The following is an 18,005-nucleotide window of genomic DNA, read 5'->3' on the forward strand; positions in this document are numbered from 1 at the left end:
GGAATCGTCTTAAATTTAGCGGTTAAATATTAAGATGAAATTTAAATTCAGTATAGCATTATTTCAGATTCATGCAAGCGCTTTAATTAAAAAAACGATAAACTGCCCCAAATAGTGCAGCATCATTAAAATTTTGAGCCACAATTAGTTTTGTTTGGTAGAAGTTGGGTGGTAGGTAGCTTTGAGTGGCATTATTGAGTAGTTGAATCAAATAGTTTCCCTGTTGTGACACACCACCGCCTATAATTAGTACAGCTGGATCAACGGTTAGAATAATTTGAGCAAGACCCTGAGCCACTGAATCAGCCCATTGTTGAATAATTGTAAGCACGGCTGAATTACCATTTTGGCTTTCTTTAAAAGCATCCGGAACGCTAAAACCAAGTTGTTCGTGTAGTTGTTTTTCAAGTGTTAAAGTTGAGGCTCTTTGTTCATAATTTGTTTTTGTTTGTGGATCATAGAGTAAATAACCAATTGAATTCGCATGGGAGAAGCCACCGTCTTGAAGTTGACCATTCAACAAGTAAGCACCGCCAATACCTGTTCCTAAAGCAACACAATACACATTATCTAAATCTTGAGCCGCGCCAATTAGTTTCTCACCAAGTAATGCTGCGTTAACATCATTTTCGACATATACGGGTAGATTAAACTGATTGGTAAGGATTTGTTTCAATTCTGTACCTTGATAATTGGGAATTGTTGGGCCAGCATAACTAATTTTTCCGGCTTGACGGTCTACAATTCCAGCTGTGCTAATACCAATTCCGATTATTTGATGAGTTTCACATAGCGCTGAAGTTTTTTGAATAATCTGATTTAGAATTGCTTGATGAGCATTATGAAAAGTATCTAATTTCCCTAGAAAAGTTAGTTGTTTATTTAAATCAATTAGACCGTATTTAATTGAGGTACCACCAACATCATAGGCGATGTAGTAAGGGCCAGTTTGCATAATAATCTCTCCGTTCCATTTGTAAGCGTTAACAAAAAAGTCTTGACTTTTAAAGTTAGCAATGATTATATTTAAAACGTTAATTGATTTATTTTTCAGTTGGAGTTTAGCATTAATTTAAAATTAGTGCAAACACGCACATTCTAAAATGTATTGACCGCACAATAATTTTAGAGGTGAAACTAATGAATAAAATCGGTTTTGGAACGTTAAATTGGGTTGTCTTAGGGACGTATCTGTTAGCAATGTTACTAGTTGGTGTTTATTTTACAAGAAAAGCTAGTAAAAGTACGGATGCCTTTTTTAAAGCAGAAGGTAAAATACCAGCATGGGCAGCAGGGTTTAGTATTTACGCAACAACGCTTAGTGCAATTACATTTATGTCGACACCAGAACAAGCATTTTTGCAAGATTGGTCCTATTCGCTAGGTAATTTAAGTATTATTGTTTTGATTCCAATTTTAATTAAATTCTATGTCCCATTCTTTAGAAAACTGTCAGTTACGACGGCGTATGAATACTTAGAACATCGATTTAACCCAGTTATGCGGGTTCTAGGCAGTATTTTATTTATGCTGTATCATATCGGTCGAGTTGCCATCGTCATTTATTTACCAATCTTAGCAATTACATCAGTGACTGATATTAACCCAATTGTTATCGCATTATTCGTCGGAGGATTATGTATTATTTATACTTTTCTTGGCGGTATTGAAGGTGTCATTTGGAGTGATGTCATTCAAGGGATATTACTGCTAGGTGGTGCGCTATTAGTGATTGCAGTTGGGACTCATTACATCAAGGGCGGTTTAGGAACTGTCTGGAATGACGCCATTAGTGATCATAAACTATTATCGAGTCTTGATTTTAAAACGAATATGTTATCGCGATTTATACCGCTAATTTTTGCGGGTCAATTCTTTAACGGTCTATATCAATATACGGGTAGTCAAGATGTTGTTCAACGTTACCAGACAACTAGTTCGATGAAAGAAACGGTTAAATCATTATGGACGAATGGTTTCTTAGCTTTTATTACAATTCCAATTTTCTATGGGATGGGAACCGTGTTATATAGCTTCTATACACATGCAGCAGTATTGCCAAAAGGGTTTAACACAACAGCATTAGTGCCCTATTTTATTATTAAAACGTTACCGGCTGGACTTGCAGGCCTAGTAATTGCGGCCATTTTTGCCGCAGCACAATCGACTGTTGCTTCAAGCTTAAATGCAATTTCATCATGTGCCATTGCTGATTTTAGAGTTCGATTCTTCAACAATCGATTTAAACAATTCTCAGATGTGACTTGGGCTAGAATTATTATCATCATTTCTGGATTATTGAGTTTAGGGGTTGCAATCTATTTGATGGTTTCTGATCAATCACAAACATGGAACTTATTCTTAGCCATTACAGGAATCTTTGGTGTACCGCTTGCTGGCATTTTTGCAGTTGGCATTTTTACGAAACGTGCGAATTCTACAGGCGTATTAGTTGGATTAATTGCCAGTGCATTCTTGACTTATTTTGCACAACGCAGCGAAATTTCACCGTTTGTTGTTAGCTGTGTTTCCTTTGCCAGTGCGTTTATCATTAGTTACGTTGTCAGCTTGATCTTTAAAAAGAGTAATAAAAACATTGTTGGTTTAACGGTCCAAACAATCAATGAAGAATATCAAAAATAAGAAATTAGACGATAATTCATTTAATTGAATTATCGTTTTTTTATTGAAAGGACAGCGAGTCTCAACTATTCGGAAATCTTTTCCATTTTAGATCATTGATGAAAATAAAGTGACCGGTTATTCTAAATGTAAGCGGTTAATACAATTTAGATGAGATTTGATTCATCAGGTATCAAATGGTTATTTTAGACGAAGATAGAAGGTTGAAGAGGTTGAAGAATAATTTTTTAGAAGCAGTTAAAGGCAAATTAATTATCTCATGTCAGGCATTACCAAATGAACCGTTACATAGTTCATTTATCATGTCACGAATGGCAAAGGCCGCAGCTGAAGCTGGTGCTAGCGCTATTCGATGTAATTCGGTAGTGGATGTTCAAGCGATTCAAGGGATTGTCGATTTGCCGATTATCGGATTAGATAAAGTAGATTATCCGGATGCACCGATTTACATTACACCAACGATTAAAGAAATGCGTGGGATTGCGTCAACGGGCGCTGAGGTTGTTGCTTGTGATGTGACAGGACTTCCTCGACCAAATGGTGAAACTTTAGCCCAAATTGTGGCGACGATGCGGTCTGAATATCCAGATACATTGCTGATGGCTGATACAGCTAGTTTAGATGATGTTCGAGAAGCTAATGAACTTGGCTTTGACATCATCGGGACGACGATGTACGGATACACACCGGCGACTGAAGGTCATAATATTGCTGATGATGATTTTGCTTATCTTAAAGAGGTTATCAAGCTGGCAAAGGCACCAGTGATTGCGGAAGGTAAAATTGATACACCGGCTAAGGTTACTAGAGTGTTAGAATTAGGCTGTTATAGCGTGGTTGTCGGCTCAATTATCACTAGACCACAATTAATTGCTGTTCCATTTGTTGAAGCAACTAAAGGTTTAAAAAAATAGAGAAGAAGGTTATTATAATGAAAAACTTAGAAAAATATCGTGGCGTGATTCCTGCATTTTACGCTTGTTATGACGAAGCTGGAGAAATCAGTCCAGAACGGGTACAAGCTCTAACCGAATATCACATTAAAAAAGGGGTCAAAGGCGTCTATGTTAATGGTTCTTCTGGCGAATGCATTTACCAAAGTGTTGAAGATCGAAAAGTCGTTTTAGAAAACGTTATGAAAGTTGCCAAAGGTAAATTAACAGTGATTGCCCACGTTGCGGCTAACAATACGAAAGATAGTGTTGAATTAGCGAAACATGCTGAAAGTTTAGGGGTCGATGCGATTGCTGCTATTCCACCAATTTATTTTAAATTGCCAGAATATTCAGTCGCAGCTTATTGGAACGCTATTAGTGCAGGTGCACCTAATACTGATTTTGTTATTTATAATATTCCACAACTTGCTGGTACTGAATTAACACAATCATTATATGCCGAAATGCGTAAGAATCCGAACGTGATTGGCGTTAAGAATTCATCAATGCCCGTTCAAGACATCCAAATGTTTAATGCCGCTGGTGGCGAAGATCACTTAGTCTTCAACGGTCCTGATGAACAATTCTTAGGTGGCCGTTTAATGGGGGCAATTGGCGGTATCGGTGGGACTTACGGCGCAATGCCAGAACTATTCCTAAAATTAAATGCCTTGATTGCAGCTAAAGAATTAGAAACAGCACAACATTTACAATATGCAATTAACGAAATTATTTATAAACTTTGCTCAGGACACGGTAATATGTATGGCATGATTAAAGAAGTTTTACGGATTAATGAAGACTTAGACTTAGGGTCAGTTCGGTTGCCATTAGAACCATTAAATCATGATGATTTAGCGATTGCACAAGAAGCCGCTAAGATGATTAATGATGCTAAAATGATGTATCTTAAATAGATAAAAAATTAGAATTCAAAAACCTTGGTAGGGTAATAAGCAGGTAGACCAGTATATTGGTTTACCTGCTTTACTTTATAAGTAAAGCATATTATATTTAAGAAAGCGCTTTATTAGATGGGGGATAGGCATTTATGGAAATTATTGAACATATTAAAAATCAATATTCATTTCTATCAACGCAAGAACAAAAAGTCGCATTGGCAGTTATTCAAAAAGGTAGTACCATCCAGCATATGGGAATTGAAGAATTGGCCGAAGAATTAGCGGTTAGTAATTCAACCATCTCACGCTTTGTTAAAAAAATAGGTTGTAAAAATTTTGTCGATTTTAAGCTTAGGTTCAATGATCATCAGAATCAAGTACCAGTTGAAGGGGTACAAGGAATGATTGATCAAGATGAACGAACCTCTGTTGAAATCTATCAACTGTACCAGACGGTCATTACCAAAACGCAAGAAAAGATTGATCAAACGGATTTAGAAAAATTAGTTAAATGGATAAAAGAGAGTCGGCGGATTTTTATTTACGGATTAGGGAGTTCGGGCTATACAACCGAAGAATTTGGGCAGCGTTTAGTTCGAATGGGAATTCAAACGATTACGGCGACCGAAAGCCATATGATGTTAATCACGTCGAATATTATTAATCGGGATGACTTAGTGATTGGTCTTTCTAACTCAGGTAATACGAATGAGGTTAATCGAGCGTTGAATAATGCCCGGTTAAACGGTGCTAGAACCGCCGCAATCACAAGTGCGCCAGATAGCTTAATGACGGCGGCGAGTCAGTTAACATTGTTTGTTGAAGACAGTATTCAATTCTCTAATGAACGGTTTGTTAATTCACAATTTGCCATTACGTATGTGATTGATATTCTATCAATGTTGTTATTAGAAGATGATCAGTATAACTGGAGCATGCAAAAAACGGTTGAAACTATTATGCATGATAAATTAAACCATCCTCAGAATTAAACGTCAAAAAAGCACGTTACCGTTTAGCGGTAACGTGCTTTTTTAGAATGATTATTTATTTTTTTCAGCTAATAGATCGCGAATTTCCTTTAAATAGAGTTCTTCTTGAGATTGAACCAAGGCTTCTGGTTCTTCTTCGGTTGAGCTGCCCATATCGCGGAGTTTATTAAACCCTTTGACGATTAGGAAAACGACGAAAGCGATGATCAGGAAGTTAATAATGTCGTTCAGGAAGTTCCCAATGCCGAAGACGGCTTTTGTGCCGGGAATGGTTAAGGTAATTCCTGATAAATCAACTTGGCCGATGAAAAGTGCAATAATCGGATTGATCAAGTTTTTGGTTAATGAATCGACGATGGCTTTTAGCGCAGCCCCTAGAATGACCCCGACGGCCATATCTAAAACATTACCGCGCATAATAAATTCTTTAAACTCTTTAATCATAACGTAAATCCTCCTTATAAATTAGTCAGTACCCTTGACTAAAAGTATACCGTATTCAAGTTTCAGGATAAATAGATATGCTATTATTTGCAGAAAAAATCATTTTGATTGCTATTTTCATGTAAAATAGTAAGATAGAACAGTGATATTCTGAAAATAAAGTGTAATTGAGGCAGAAAAATATGAATTGGTTAGTACAATTGTATCAACCGTTTTTTGAATTGAATAACTGGCAAACGGTCATTCAATCATCAGAAGATTGGTTATTAATTTTAACGTTAGTCATTATGGAATGTTTATTATCAGTTGATAACGCCGTTGTTTTAGCGGCTCAAACCCAGAGCTTACCCACAAAGATTGAACAGGAAAAATCATTGGTTTATGGGTTATGGGGCGCTTATGTTTTCCGATTTATCATTATCGGGGTCGGGACGTATTTGATTCATCTATGGGAAATTAAAGTACTGGGTTCAATTTATTTAATGTATTTGGTCTTTGCGTATTTCAGAAAAAGCCGACACCCTAAGTTAGCGAAGGAACCAGAAAAAGCAAAAATCAGTAGTCCGCACCGTTTTTGGCGAGTGGTGGCGTCAATTGAATTGATGGATATTGTTTTTTCAATCGATTCTGTCTTAGCGTCACTTGCAATCTCTAGTAATCCAGTGATTGTGTTAATTGGTGGGATGATTGGCATCCTATGTATGCGAGGGATTGCCCAAATGATTGCGCAACTAATGAAGAAAATTCCAGAGTTAAATCCGATGGCGTACGTGTTGATTCTGTTGATTGCGGTTAAACTCTTCTTATCAATTCCAGCAATTGATTTTGAAATTCCCAATTTAGTGTTCGCTGGGATTGTTTTCGGGGCCATTTTAATCACACTTGGCATTCATTACTATCGAGTACATCATAATAAACAAGCTTAGATAGCGTAAAAAGGCGTTTCCTCATGAGGAAACGCCTTTTTTGCACACTATTAATGAAGTTGACTGAAAAAAACATTGGCAATGGCCAATAGGACACTTCCCACCGAGATGAAGATGAATAGACGCTTTTTCATTGCTAAAATCGCGATAAATTCACGAATTGTGGCATTCGGTAGGAAATACTTAGACGTTTTAGCACCAATTCCATCGGCTTGTAAAGCCGCTTGTTTAGCGAATAAACTGGCGCGAAAAGTGTGGTAATTATTGGTACTAAAGATAACCTTAGGGTTTGGTTTGTCAGTATCAGCAGCGATGACTTGTTTTGAAAACTGCATGTTTTGGAGCGTGTTAACTGATTTAGGTTCCACCAAAGTTTGTTCAACCGGAATACCTTGGGCGATTGCGTAACGTTGCATGGCCACTGCTTCGGGTAATTTTTCATCGGAACCCTGGCCACCGGAAAAGACGAGTTTAGGCGCGGCATGGCCTTTTTTGAGTTGGCGTTGATAGAACTTGATGGCCCGATCGATACGACTCGCCAAAAGTGGCGGTACGATCTCGCCGTTGATTAGGCCGCTGCCTAAGACGATGATGTAATCTTGTTGGTAACGAGGCCGATTGAACTGGTAGATAATCAGTGATGATAAATACAAATAGAAGAAAAGTGGTAAATAAAGCAGATGGACGGTAACAATTGTCCCAATGAAAAGTTGGATTAGCTTGGGAATGTGGAGCGCATTCGCAATCGACGGGGCGAAGAATAAGAAAATCAAACCAAGGCCGATGAATAAGGTCAACATGTTGGAAAAGGTGTGACTTTCTTTTTGCCAGACGACATAGGCGTTCCACAAGAACAGGACGAATCCAAACGTATATAGAAATAAAGCGATAATAACAAAAACAATCATGGCGGCAATGGCGATGGCGTTAACGATTTGATTATTGATCCGAATGACGAGGACCGCCAGTGCCATTAAGCCAGTGACTAATAAGCCATTAAAAACAATCCCATTGATGAATCGCCGTTTATCTTGCCATTGTAAAAAAACGAAAAGCAGTAAGAAAAAAAGTGGCACGAAGCCAAAATAATCAACCGTTTGTGACATAGTAAAATCTCCAACTCATTTTATTTAGTTGATAAAGCGTGTTGTTCAATGGCGTAAGCCACGCCATCTTGTCCGAGATGATTGCTCTTGGTAATGACTTTAGCAATGGCTTTTAATTCGGGAATCGCATTGTCCATTGCGACGGGTAGGCCAGCGTATTCCAGCATTGATAAATCATTACCTTGATCACCGACGGCCATGACTTCATCTTGTTGAATGCCTAATGCATTGGCTAAATCGCGGAGACCGTTCCCTTTGCCGGCATTTTTATTGAGGACTTCTAGGAAATAAGGTTCGCTTTGAACAAATTGGTATTCGTTAAAAATGTGTTCAGGAATCTTAGCTTTAGCTTCCGCTAGAATTGCGGGTTCGTCGATTAACATCGCTTTTGAAAAAGCTTTGTCGGGTGCGATTTCATCGACGTGGCGGAATTTAATTGGCATGTTGACGAGTGCGCTTTCGCCAGTGGTATAACGACTGATATCGCGATTTGCGGTGTAGATGAATTGATCGTCTTCAGCATGGAGATGGACGCCAATTTGGCGCGATAATGATTCGATTTCTAAATATTGGTTATGCGTCAAGGTATGCCGGACCAGAATTTCACCACTGGCCGTATTTTGGACGAGCGCGCCGTTAAAGGTAATCACGTAATCAGAAGCTTCGGTAAGCCCTAATTCTTGCAAGAAAGGTGTGACACCGGTGAGGGGCCGACCGGTACATAACACTACTTTAATCCCCTGAGTCTTAGCCGTCTTAACGACCTTGATGGTTTTAGGGCTGAGAACATTATTTTCATTGAGTAAGGTACCGTCCATATCGACGGCAACAAGTTTGATTGACATAGTTTAGTGCTCCTTTTAATCAGTTGTTGGTTTTTGCAATGAACCGTTGTTAATGTAGCGTTTAAATTCTTGATAAATCGGTTGGAACAATTCAATGTCGCTGTTGGCTAACATCTCTTTGGGAAAATAGAACCGTTCATCGCCCGAAAACTTACCTGAAATCGCAGCGACTAATGGACTTAAGGAAGAGAGTTCTTCTAAAGTACCATCGGATTGCATGATTTCAATCTGGGTCTTTGGCGTTTTAGATGAGGGGTCGTAAGCATCGTAGGGCAGGTCGAAACTATTATTGACGGCGGTATAGTAAGTTGCGTCATAGCCGGCCTGTTCGGTTAAAGTCTGGAGTTTTGGCAAATAGCGTTCAGTTTCAGTTGTAAAACGAACTGATTTGAATGGTCGGCGACTAAGAAACCGGTTAGCCAAGTCATTGAGAATCTGATCGGGATAGTCCAACCAATAAATGAAATAGGTGTTCAAGACGCCATCATCCAATTTGAGATAGTCGTCTAGCGTAAACTGTTTCTTAAAAAATGGAATTAGTAGTTGAGGTGCTAAGTTTTGCGCGTGTTCGGGTTGTTCGTAGAGCATTTTTGCCCGTTGGAGTAGTCGTTGTAAGACGACCTCCATTCCGCGGGAAACCGGGTGAAAGTAAACTTGTTGGTACATTTGGAAACGACTGACGATATAATCCTCAACAGCGTGCATGCCGTTGGCGAGAAAAGCAATCCCGCCTTGATAAGGACGCATCACACGTAAAACCCGGGTTAAATCGAATTCACCATATTTAGTTCCCGTATTGTAAGCATCGCGTAATAAGTAATCCATGCGATCCGCATCAATCTGGCTAGAAATCATCTGAACGACTTGGGGATTCGGATAGGTGTGGTCAATCACACTTGCGACTTTTTGTGGAAAGTCCGGGGCCACTCTTTGGAGGATTTGATTAACGTGGGTCGAATCAGATGTAATAATCTCACGAGTAATCGCTTCGTGATCGGTCTCGAAGATGTGTTCAAAGGTGTGCGAATAAGCACCGTGACCGATATCGTGTAACAAGGCTGCACAGAGCGCAACCAGTCGTTCTTGATCGTCCCACAGGCCATCACCCGCAACTTGAGAAGGGTAGTTCAATTGGAATTGATCACAGATTTGCCGCGTGATTTCATAAACCCCTAATGAATGGGTGAAACGAGAATGTTCAGCCCCTTGGAAAGTCGAATTAGTCGTGCCCAGTTGTTTAATCCGACGCAGACGTTGGAATTCAGGGGTGTCAATTAAATCTAAAATGACCTGATAATCGACACGGATATAGTTGTGGACCGGATCACGAAATACTTTTTCGCGACCGATTTTTTGCGTAGCATAAGTCAAATGGTCAGATCCTTTCATTGATATCGGGATAATTGTTGAAATTGCTTCTGTAATAGTTGTTGATAATCCGATTGGGCTAACGAGTTGACTAAATCGGTTGCTGTTTTAAAATAGTGTGCGTTAAAACTGGCCAGCAGTTGTTGTTGGACAAGTGCCACGGTCAAAGGTTGATCAAGTAAATCAGCTAAGTTGGCCATACTGTCTGGCTCGACCGTCGGAAATTGCCAGCGCTGTTGTTGATCAGCGTTTCCTTGTTGATAAAAAGTTTGCATCAATTGTCCGCGCTGTTTTTGTTGGCCGTTAATACTGGCGTAAAGTAAAATAGCAATCCCGTTTTTGGACCGCCGCTGGGCAATCCCGGCGAATTTCTGGCCGTTGATGCTCAAATCGTAATTACCAGGGCAATAGGAATGGTCTACTTCGAAATGTGCAATCTCAGGCGTGTGTGGATAGGTTTGAACCAACCAAGCAGCTATTAATTCGTAAGCGTCATCGATTGATAGCTGATCCGCTAGATGAGGTAAATAAAGCCCGATATTGAGGACGCCAGCATCGGCAACGACACCAAGTCCACCGGCATTTCGAACGGTATAGGGATAACCCGCCGCGGTCAAGGAAGCACAGGCTGATTGATAATCAGGTAATTTAGTATCCATCATGCCCAGAATTACGTTTTGAGGGAGCGTCCAAAAATGAATGATGGGTTGGCTAAGTTGGGTGCTGAATGCTAATAACGCATTTGTATGCGCTAAGGCCAACTGACCCTGTTCTTGGTTGAAAGATTGATGGACAACTTGAAAGACTTGATTATTGGGAAATAGTTGGTTTAATGCGACCATTAAATCGCCTCCATTATGATTCTTCCTAATTATAACGTAAATCAAGAAGTCTGTCTTTGCTAGGTCGAACAAATAGCAACGATTGATTTAATTGTACACGATGAATCATTGACGTAACACTTGTTATTCAGTTAAATTGTTTATACCATGAACTTTTTTGTGATATATATTTTTAACAAAACGAATGATATCGGTTGCGATATCGTTATTGGTGTTTATAATAAAAGACAGGACAAGTTTTAATTAACAACTTGTTTTGACTGGAGGAATAGCGACATGAAGATTAAAAAAGTACTAATTTCAGGATTATTATTAGGGTTAATGCTTAATTTAGCAGGGTGTGGCGGTAGTCCAGGGAAATCCCAAAAGAAATCCAGCTCGGTTAAAACTGAAAAGAAAGTCAATCAAAGTTCTAAACAAATAAAAGACAAATCAAATGAAGTTGTTGTCAAAGTCAAACGATAATTCTGGGAGGATTTATAAGTGAAAAAGTTAACGTATCGATTAATAACGGCGATTTTTATTGCCGTTCAGGTTTTGAACGTGCCATTATCTGTTTGGAGTAATCAAGCACAAGCGCAATCCGTTTCAACAACACAAACTGAAGCGCAACAGAAGCAGATGGCCAATGAAGCAATTAGTCAATCGGAAGCTAAGAAGGCCAGTGCTTCTGAAAGTAGCGCTAAAACGAAAATGAGTTCGTCATCGGAAAGTCAGACGAGCGCAAACAGTTCTAGTAGTGAACAATCATCAGTAACGGCTAATAGTGACAGCAGTCAAGATGATCATGAACAGACCCGGAATCAAAAACCGGAAGATGTGCCAGATCCACCTAAGTCGGATATTGTTTTAAGTGATACGTTTAATATCTTACAAGGTTATAATTCTTACATTCATCCCACCAATTTGAATGAAGCGGTGATTACCGAAGATGAAGAAGATCAAAAGGGTGGTTTATGGTATCAAAACCCAATCAACCTGAAAAAAGATTTTTCAATGGAAATGTATATGTTTTTAGGCAACGATTTATACGGTGCTGATGGGATTGCTTTTGTCATGCAAAATGATCCGCGGCAATTAAATGCAATCGGCGCAATGGGTGCTGGTCTTGGGGCGTATGGTCGGAAAACAGAAGAAGATAAGTATATCAAAAATGGGTTAGCACTAGAATTTGATACTTATTACAATGGGACGGCGGGTTCGACTAATGATTTAGATGTTAATAAAGATACGGAACACGCCGGACATATTGCGATTCAAAAGACGCAAGGCTATGCTGAAAAACATGAAAACTTAATTGAAGCAACGACTAGCGATCCATTGATGAATAATCAGTAGCGTAAAGTTAATCTAGAATGGAATTCTAAAACCCAAACGCTGGATTATTCCATCGCGGGTTATGGCAGTAAAAGCTACCATATTGCTGATTTGAACACACTCTTTAACGGGACGAACGTTTATTGGGGGTTCACAGGATCAACTGGTGGTAAGAGTAATAATCAAGCTGTCGCAATTACGAAGTTACCTGATCAAACCAGTGTTGAAACTGGGAAATTAGTTAAAAATATTACGAATAAAGACCTCGATTATAATTCAGAAACAACTTATAAAACGGGTGATATCTTAGAATATAATGTGTCTTATTTTTATAGTAGCAATAATACACAAGATTTAATTGATGCCAAAGTTGAAGACGTCTTAGATGCGAGAACGACGTATGTTCCAGGGACTTTGAAATTTGATGGTCAAACGATGAGTGACAGTCTGTGGGATAATGATTACATCAAATTAGGTAAAGTTAAGCCGGGCACATCGAAAAAGATTACGTTCCAAGTTAAAGTGGCTGGCAGCGGTGTGATTGATAACGTCGCGACGGCAGTCAGTAAATACGCCAACCCAATGCCTTCTAATACAACTGAAGTGCGGAATGGTGATTTAGAAGTTACTAAAATTGATGGGGACACTAAACAACCGCTTAAAGGTGTAGTCTATTCCCTCTATGATGATACCGGCAAAGTCTATCAGAATAATTTAACGACGGATAGTCAAGGTCAATTCGACTTACACTATTTACCAGCCGGCACTTATTATTTGCAAGAAGATCAAGCCTTACCAGGCTATACGAAAGATCCAACGAAACATAAAATTGTGATTGATAAAGATCAAAAAGCACCCGTTAAATTGGCGTTAAAAAATTACCAACCGGTTAAGCCTAAATTAACGAAGTCGGTTAACGTTAAAGAAACAACTTTGGGTAGCGAGTATACCTATACCTTAAAGGTTAGCAATGATCAAAATACTGGGATTTGGCACGATGTCGTTGTTAAAGATGCTTTAGATAGTGTTAATATTCAACATGTTGCGAATACGACAACGTTAGCCGGTCAAGCGGTGGCTGATAGTCAGGCTTGGCAAGGTGAACAATTGGCTTTAAACGTGGGTGATTTAAAACCCGGTGAAACGAAAACGATTCAGTTTAAAGTGCACGTGATTGATGTACCGAAAGATAAAATTATCAACAATACAGCGAGCGCTGCGGGTCAAGATGGTGCAGGCAATGAGGTAACACCACCGGACGCGAGCGTTAAAGTCCCCGTTGATTATAAAACTGGTGAATTAGTGTCAACGAAGTCGGTTTCTGATCAAGCCGGGAACAACATCAATGGTCACACGGTTAAGGTTGGCGATGTGATTCATTTTGACATCAAGGTTGCCAATAAAGTAACCGATAGTATTGTGACCGATATTTTAGTCAAGGATACTTTAGTCAAAGGCTTTAGTTACCAAGCTGGTTCATTGACGGTGGATGGTCAAGCGGCTAGTGATAGTAATTTTAACGGTCAAAATTTAGCCATCAATATTGGCGATTTAAAAGGCAAACAAGAAAAAACGGTTGGGTTTGACGTCAAGATTACGGCTGAAGCGGATGGCAGCATGAAGAACGTGGCGACTTCGACTGGGAAGACACCCGGAACCGACGTACCAACGACTTCGACGACTCCGAATACGGATAATGAAGCGAATCCTGAACCAACTTTAACCAAAGAAGCATCGGTTAAAGATGTGGAATTAGGCGGCACTTATACGTATACTTTGACGCTTAAAAATGATGATCACGCTGGTATCTGGCATGATGCTAGTTTGAAAGATACATTACCAGCTGAAGTTTCGTTAGTGGCTGGGTCCACACAAATTGACGGACAACCGGTTGCGGATAATCAAGTTTGGACTGGGACCAGTTTAAATGCGAAATTCGGGAACATGCAAGCGGGGGCAACCCATACCGTTACATTCAAGGTTAAAGTCACTAATCTTGATGAAACAAAAGAACAAGCTACTGAAATTATCAATGTGGCGACCGCGAGTGGTAAGGATGCGACTGGCGAAATTGTGAAACCGCAAGATGCCCAAATTATTGTCCTCGCTAAATACAACAATGGTCATTTATTCTCTTACAAGACCGTTGCTGATCAAGCCGGCAATAATATTAACGGCAAAGTTGTCAAAATTGGTGATATCTTACATTATGAAATTAACGTTACTAACTATTTTCCAACGAGTATCGTCCGGGCTGTGCACGTCACGGATGCATTACCGGCTGGACTAGACTATCAAGCGGGTACGTTGAAAGTGACTCGCACAAATGATGGCGATATTACCAACCAGACAACGGGTGGGTTTACCAACAACAAGTTAGACGTTAACGTCGGTGATATTGCGAATAAAACGACCGATTGGATTACGGTTAAAGTGGCATTTGATGTCAAAGTGACTGATGAAGCTAACGGTAAAATTGAAAATATTGCGACCGCTACGGGTGAGGGGCCAGGCACTTCAACGACCACGCCACCAACTTCGAATCAAACCGTTGCGAAACCAACGTTAACTAAAACCGTTGATACTAAAATGGCAACTTTAGGCGATGAATATACGTACACCTTAACGGTTGCGAACGCTAAAGGTGCCGCAACTTGGTTAAACGCTGAAATGAATGATTTATTACCAGGGCAAGTTGAGCTGGTAGCAGGTTCGACCAAAAAAGACGGGGTCACGATTGGTGATGCCACCGTTTGGAGCAACAGTAATCGTAAGTTCCATTTAGCTTTGGGGGATTTAAAGAGTAACCAGAAAGTGACTGTGACTTTCAAGGTTAAGGTTATCGCGATTCCGGGCTCGCATATCATTACGAATACGGCGACCGCCAATGGTCAAGATAGTAAGGGCGATGAACTTAATCCGGATGATGCGACTGCGATTGTACCGGTTGATTATAAAACCGGTGCGTTGAAGTCACTTAAGACGGTCACGGATATGCAAGGTAACAATATCAATGGTCAAGAAGTTAAAGTCGGTGATAAGTTACATTTCGATATTAAGGTGACTAACCCGATTAAAGATAGTATTGTGACGAATGTTTTAGTCAAAGATTTACTTGAAGAAGGCTTTACCTATGTGAATGGGTCGTTAACCCAAACCACGAATAATCAAGTCAAACCATTATCTGATAGCAACGTCGCTGGTCAACAATTGACTGTCAACGCTGGGACACTAAAGGGTGATGAATCGACAACCATTGGATTTGACGTGACGGTGAATGAAAATGCAAGCGCCGGGATGAAAAATGTGGCCCTTGTTGACGGGACAACGCCGGGTAAACCGACAGACCCAACAACAACGCCACCAACCATTAATGGCGCTCAACCCAACCCAACGTTAGAAAAAACGGCGAGCGTTAAAAAGACGTATCTCGGCGATACTTTTGAATATACAATCAAGGTTAAGAATGCGGCGGATGCGGCTAAATGGATGAAGGCGCAAGTTAATGATCAATTAGCACAATCACTGGATTACGTGGCTAATTCAACGCAAATTGATGGTCAGGCAGTTAAAGATCAAGGTATTTGGTCGGCTGATCAGTTACACGTTGAATGGGCTGCTTTGAAATCAGGTGAGAGTCATACGATTACGTTCAAAGTTAAAGTCGTTTCGGTACCGGACAATGCTTACCTATTGAATGTCGCCCAAGCAATGGGGACGGATGATCAAGGTAAAGTGGTGGCGCCGAAAGATGCTGAAGTTTTAGTACCCGTTCAACATCATGACGGCCAATTAACGTTGAAAAAGGCGGTTCAAGATGAACACCAAACTGACATTGATGGGCAACAAGTCCAAGTCGGTCAAAAATTACATTACGTTTTAACGGTTAAAAATCCACAAGCGGATAGTTTAATCAGTAACGTCATTTTACGTGATCAATTAACGGCGGGATTAACCTATCAAAAAGGTTCTTTAAAGGTGAATCAAAAAGCGCAAAGCGATAACAGTTTTACCGGACAAGATTTGGCGATTAATTTAGGTCAATTAACCACGAACGAAACGGTTAAAGTTGAATTCGATGTTGTCGTGAATGAATTAGCCGATGGTCGTCTCCCTAATCAAGCGACGGTCGAAGGCCAACAACCTTCAGGGCAGGACAAGACGGTCACGTCTAATCAAACGATGAATACAACCCAACCAGCGCCAACATTAGTTAAAACGGCGAGTGTCAATCATGCTGAATTGGGTCAGACATTCACGTATACGTTAGATGTTAAAAATCAAGCAACCGGCAGTATTTGGCATAATGCGAGTGTTCAGGATACATTGGATACGCAAAATCTAGCATTAGTTCCAAATAGTACGAAGCTGGATGGTCAAGTTCAAGCTGATGCAACCGTTTGGCAAAATGAAATGTTGGATGTTCAACTGGGCGATATGAACCCGGGTGTCAGCCATACGATCACTTTCCAAGTAACGGTTAAACAAATTCCAAACAACAAATTAGTGGTTAATCAATCGACTGCGACTGGTGAAGATAGTAATAATCAAACGGTCAATCCGCCAATGGCGAGTGTGACTGTCCCAGTTGACTACAAGTCAGGTCGTCTAGAAGCGACTAAGCAAGTCAGTGATGCACAAGGCAATGATTTAGAAGGTAAAGTTGTTAAGGTTGGGGATAAGTTACATTACACCATCCAAACGACTAATCCGGTTGCTGATAGTATTGTGACTAACGTGTTGATTCAAGATAAATTAGTGGCTGGGTTGACCTATGTGCCAGGCAGCTTAACGCAACAAATTGATCAACAACAACCAACGGCCTTAGCTGATAGCCACGTTAATGGCCAACAGATTAAGGTTAATGCGGGTCAATTGAACGGACAACAAAGTGTCACGATTAGTTTTGATGTGACGGTTAACGATCAAGCAAGCACCGCATTGAAAAATGTTGCAACGGTTGGTGGGAACACGCCTGGCGATCCAGACGGGCCATCGACTGAAGTGACAACCGATAATCACGCGCAACCACAACCAAGTATTACGAAAGAAGCTAACGTGGTTAAAACGCAGGTTGGTGACCAATTCAAATACACATTGACGGTTAATAATGCTACGGGTGCGGGTCAATGGTTTGAAGCACAAGTCAAAGACACGTTACCAAGTGAAGTGGCTTATGTGCCAAACTCAACTGAAATTGATGGTCAAAGTCAAACGGATCGTCAAATTTGGCAAGGCAATCAATTAGCGGTTAATCTCGGTAATTTGAAGGGTGGTCAAACCCATACCATTACGTTCATGGTTAAGACAACTAAGGTTGCAACTAGCGGTAATATTATTAATATTGCTAAATTAAATGGGCAAGATGATACTGGGTATCAAACGAGTTATCAAGATCGAGCAGATGTTTTTGTTGAAGCAATACCAAGTGTTCCGGTGACACCAAGTACACCGGATACCACACAACCTGGCAATCAGAATACAAACAATTCTAAAGTCGGTGGTCTTTTACCACAAACTGGGGTTGCTAAAGCTGGTTTAGCTGTCGCGATTGGGTTAATTTTAATCGCGGGTGTATTAGGGTATCAAGTGCTTCAACGGCGGAAACGTCAATAGTGATTAAATTGAAACTGTAATATAACGCGGTTATCAATTTAGAAAATGGGCTATCCGAAATTTAAGGAT

At 40.1% G+C, this 18,005-nt stretch carries 14 protein-coding genes; 8 read left to right on the top strand and 6 right to left on the bottom strand.

Going from position 1 to position 18,005, the window contains the following annotated elements; translation table 11 throughout:
* Positions 1-82 precede the first annotated feature (82 nt).
* Positions 83-955, bottom strand: a complete 873-nt coding sequence (locus tag LFUMFP_RS02095) for an ROK family protein (protein WP_025082970.1) — start codon at positions 953-955, stop codon at positions 83-85.
* A 185-nt stretch (positions 956-1,140) separates the two neighbouring features.
* Here LFUMFP_RS02095 and LFUMFP_RS02100 point away from each other — a divergent pair, with 185 nt between their 5' ends.
* The 4 genes from LFUMFP_RS02100 (at position 1,141) to LFUMFP_RS02115 (ending at position 5,472) form a co-directional block, all read left to right on the top strand.
* The gene (locus tag LFUMFP_RS02100; protein ID WP_025082971.1) at positions 1,141-2,643 is read left to right on the top strand and encodes a sodium:solute symporter family protein; all 1,503 of its coding nucleotides are present in this window, start codon (positions 1,141-1,143) and stop codon (positions 2,641-2,643) included.
* A 212-nt stretch (positions 2,644-2,855) separates the two neighbouring features.
* A complete protein-coding gene (locus tag LFUMFP_RS02105) occupies positions 2,856-3,557 on the top strand; it encodes an N-acetylmannosamine-6-phosphate 2-epimerase (protein WP_025082972.1) in 702 nt (233 codons plus the stop codon).
* A 17-nt stretch (positions 3,558-3,574) separates the two neighbouring features.
* Positions 3,575-4,495, top strand: coding sequence for a dihydrodipicolinate synthase family protein (locus LFUMFP_RS02110; RefSeq protein WP_025082973.1), 921 nt, complete (start codon positions 3,575-3,577; stop codon positions 4,493-4,495).
* 134 nt (positions 4,496-4,629) lie between these two features.
* Complete coding sequence (locus LFUMFP_RS02115) at positions 4,630-5,472, top strand: MurR/RpiR family transcriptional regulator (protein WP_025082974.1); 843 nt, start codon at positions 4,630-4,632, stop codon at positions 5,470-5,472.
* A 51-nt stretch (positions 5,473-5,523) separates the two neighbouring features.
* Here LFUMFP_RS02115 and mscL read toward each other — a convergent pair whose 3' ends face one another.
* Complete coding sequence (gene mscL / locus LFUMFP_RS02120) at positions 5,524-5,916, bottom strand: large conductance mechanosensitive channel protein MscL (protein WP_106482984.1); 393 nt, start codon at positions 5,914-5,916, stop codon at positions 5,524-5,526.
* A 182-nt stretch (positions 5,917-6,098) separates the two neighbouring features.
* Here mscL and LFUMFP_RS02125 point away from each other — a divergent pair, with 182 nt between their 5' ends.
* Positions 6,099-6,842, top strand: a complete 744-nt coding sequence (locus tag LFUMFP_RS02125; RefSeq protein ID WP_106482985.1) for a TerC family protein — start codon at positions 6,099-6,101, stop codon at positions 6,840-6,842.
* Positions 6,843-6,892: 50 nt separating this feature from the next.
* Here the strand turns inward: LFUMFP_RS02125 and LFUMFP_RS02130 are convergent, their stop codons facing one another.
* Genes LFUMFP_RS02130 through LFUMFP_RS02145 form a run of 4 tightly spaced genes read right to left on the bottom strand, consistent with a single transcriptional unit; the run spans position 6,893 to position 11,003 of the window.
* Positions 6,893-7,948 carry a YdcF family protein gene (locus tag LFUMFP_RS02130; RefSeq protein WP_106482986.1) on the bottom strand — a complete coding sequence of 352 codons (1,056 nt, stop codon included), beginning with the start codon at positions 7,946-7,948 and terminating at the stop codon, positions 6,893-6,895.
* 20 nt (positions 7,949-7,968) lie between these two features.
* Entirely contained in the window at positions 7,969-8,793 is an 825-nt protein-coding gene (gene yidA / locus LFUMFP_RS02135) for a sugar-phosphatase (RefSeq protein WP_106482987.1), read from the bottom strand.
* Positions 8,794-8,808: 15 nt separating this feature from the next.
* Positions 8,809-10,182 (bottom strand): HD domain-containing protein, encoded by a 1,374-nt coding sequence (locus tag LFUMFP_RS02140; protein ID WP_035439215.1) that lies wholly within the window; start codon positions 10,180-10,182, stop codon positions 8,809-8,811.
* Positions 10,179-11,003 carry a lipoyl protein ligase domain-containing protein gene (locus LFUMFP_RS02145; RefSeq protein ID WP_035439217.1) on the bottom strand — a complete coding sequence of 275 codons (825 nt, stop codon included), beginning with the start codon at positions 11,001-11,003 and terminating at the stop codon, positions 10,179-10,181. Before LFUMFP_RS02145 ends, LFUMFP_RS02140 begins: the two co-directional genes overlap by 4 nt.
* A 276-nt stretch (positions 11,004-11,279) precedes the next feature.
* Here LFUMFP_RS02145 and LFUMFP_RS02150 point away from each other — a divergent pair, with 276 nt between their 5' ends.
* The 3 genes from LFUMFP_RS02150 (at position 11,280) to LFUMFP_RS02160 (ending at position 17,936) form a co-directional block, all read left to right on the top strand.
* The gene (locus LFUMFP_RS02150) at positions 11,280-11,468 is read left to right on the top strand and encodes a hypothetical protein (protein ID WP_025083848.1); all 189 of its coding nucleotides are present in this window, start codon (positions 11,280-11,282) and stop codon (positions 11,466-11,468) included.
* An 18-nt stretch (positions 11,469-11,486) separates the two neighbouring features.
* Positions 11,487-12,341: an L-type lectin-domain containing protein gene (locus LFUMFP_RS10030; RefSeq protein ID WP_025083849.1), complete on the top strand. Its 855-nt coding sequence runs from the start codon at positions 11,487-11,489 to the stop codon at positions 12,339-12,341.
* Positions 12,342-12,431: 90 nt separating this feature from the next.
* Entirely contained in the window at positions 12,432-17,936 is a 5,505-nt protein-coding gene (locus LFUMFP_RS02160; RefSeq protein ID WP_106482988.1) for an isopeptide-forming domain-containing fimbrial protein, read from the top strand.
* The last annotated feature ends 69 nt before the right edge of the window (positions 17,937-18,005 follow it).

Source organism: Latilactobacillus fuchuensis (assembly GCF_900258455.1).
In the GTDB taxonomy this organism is placed as follows: Bacteria; Bacillota; Bacilli; order Lactobacillales; family Lactobacillaceae; genus Latilactobacillus; species Latilactobacillus fuchuensis.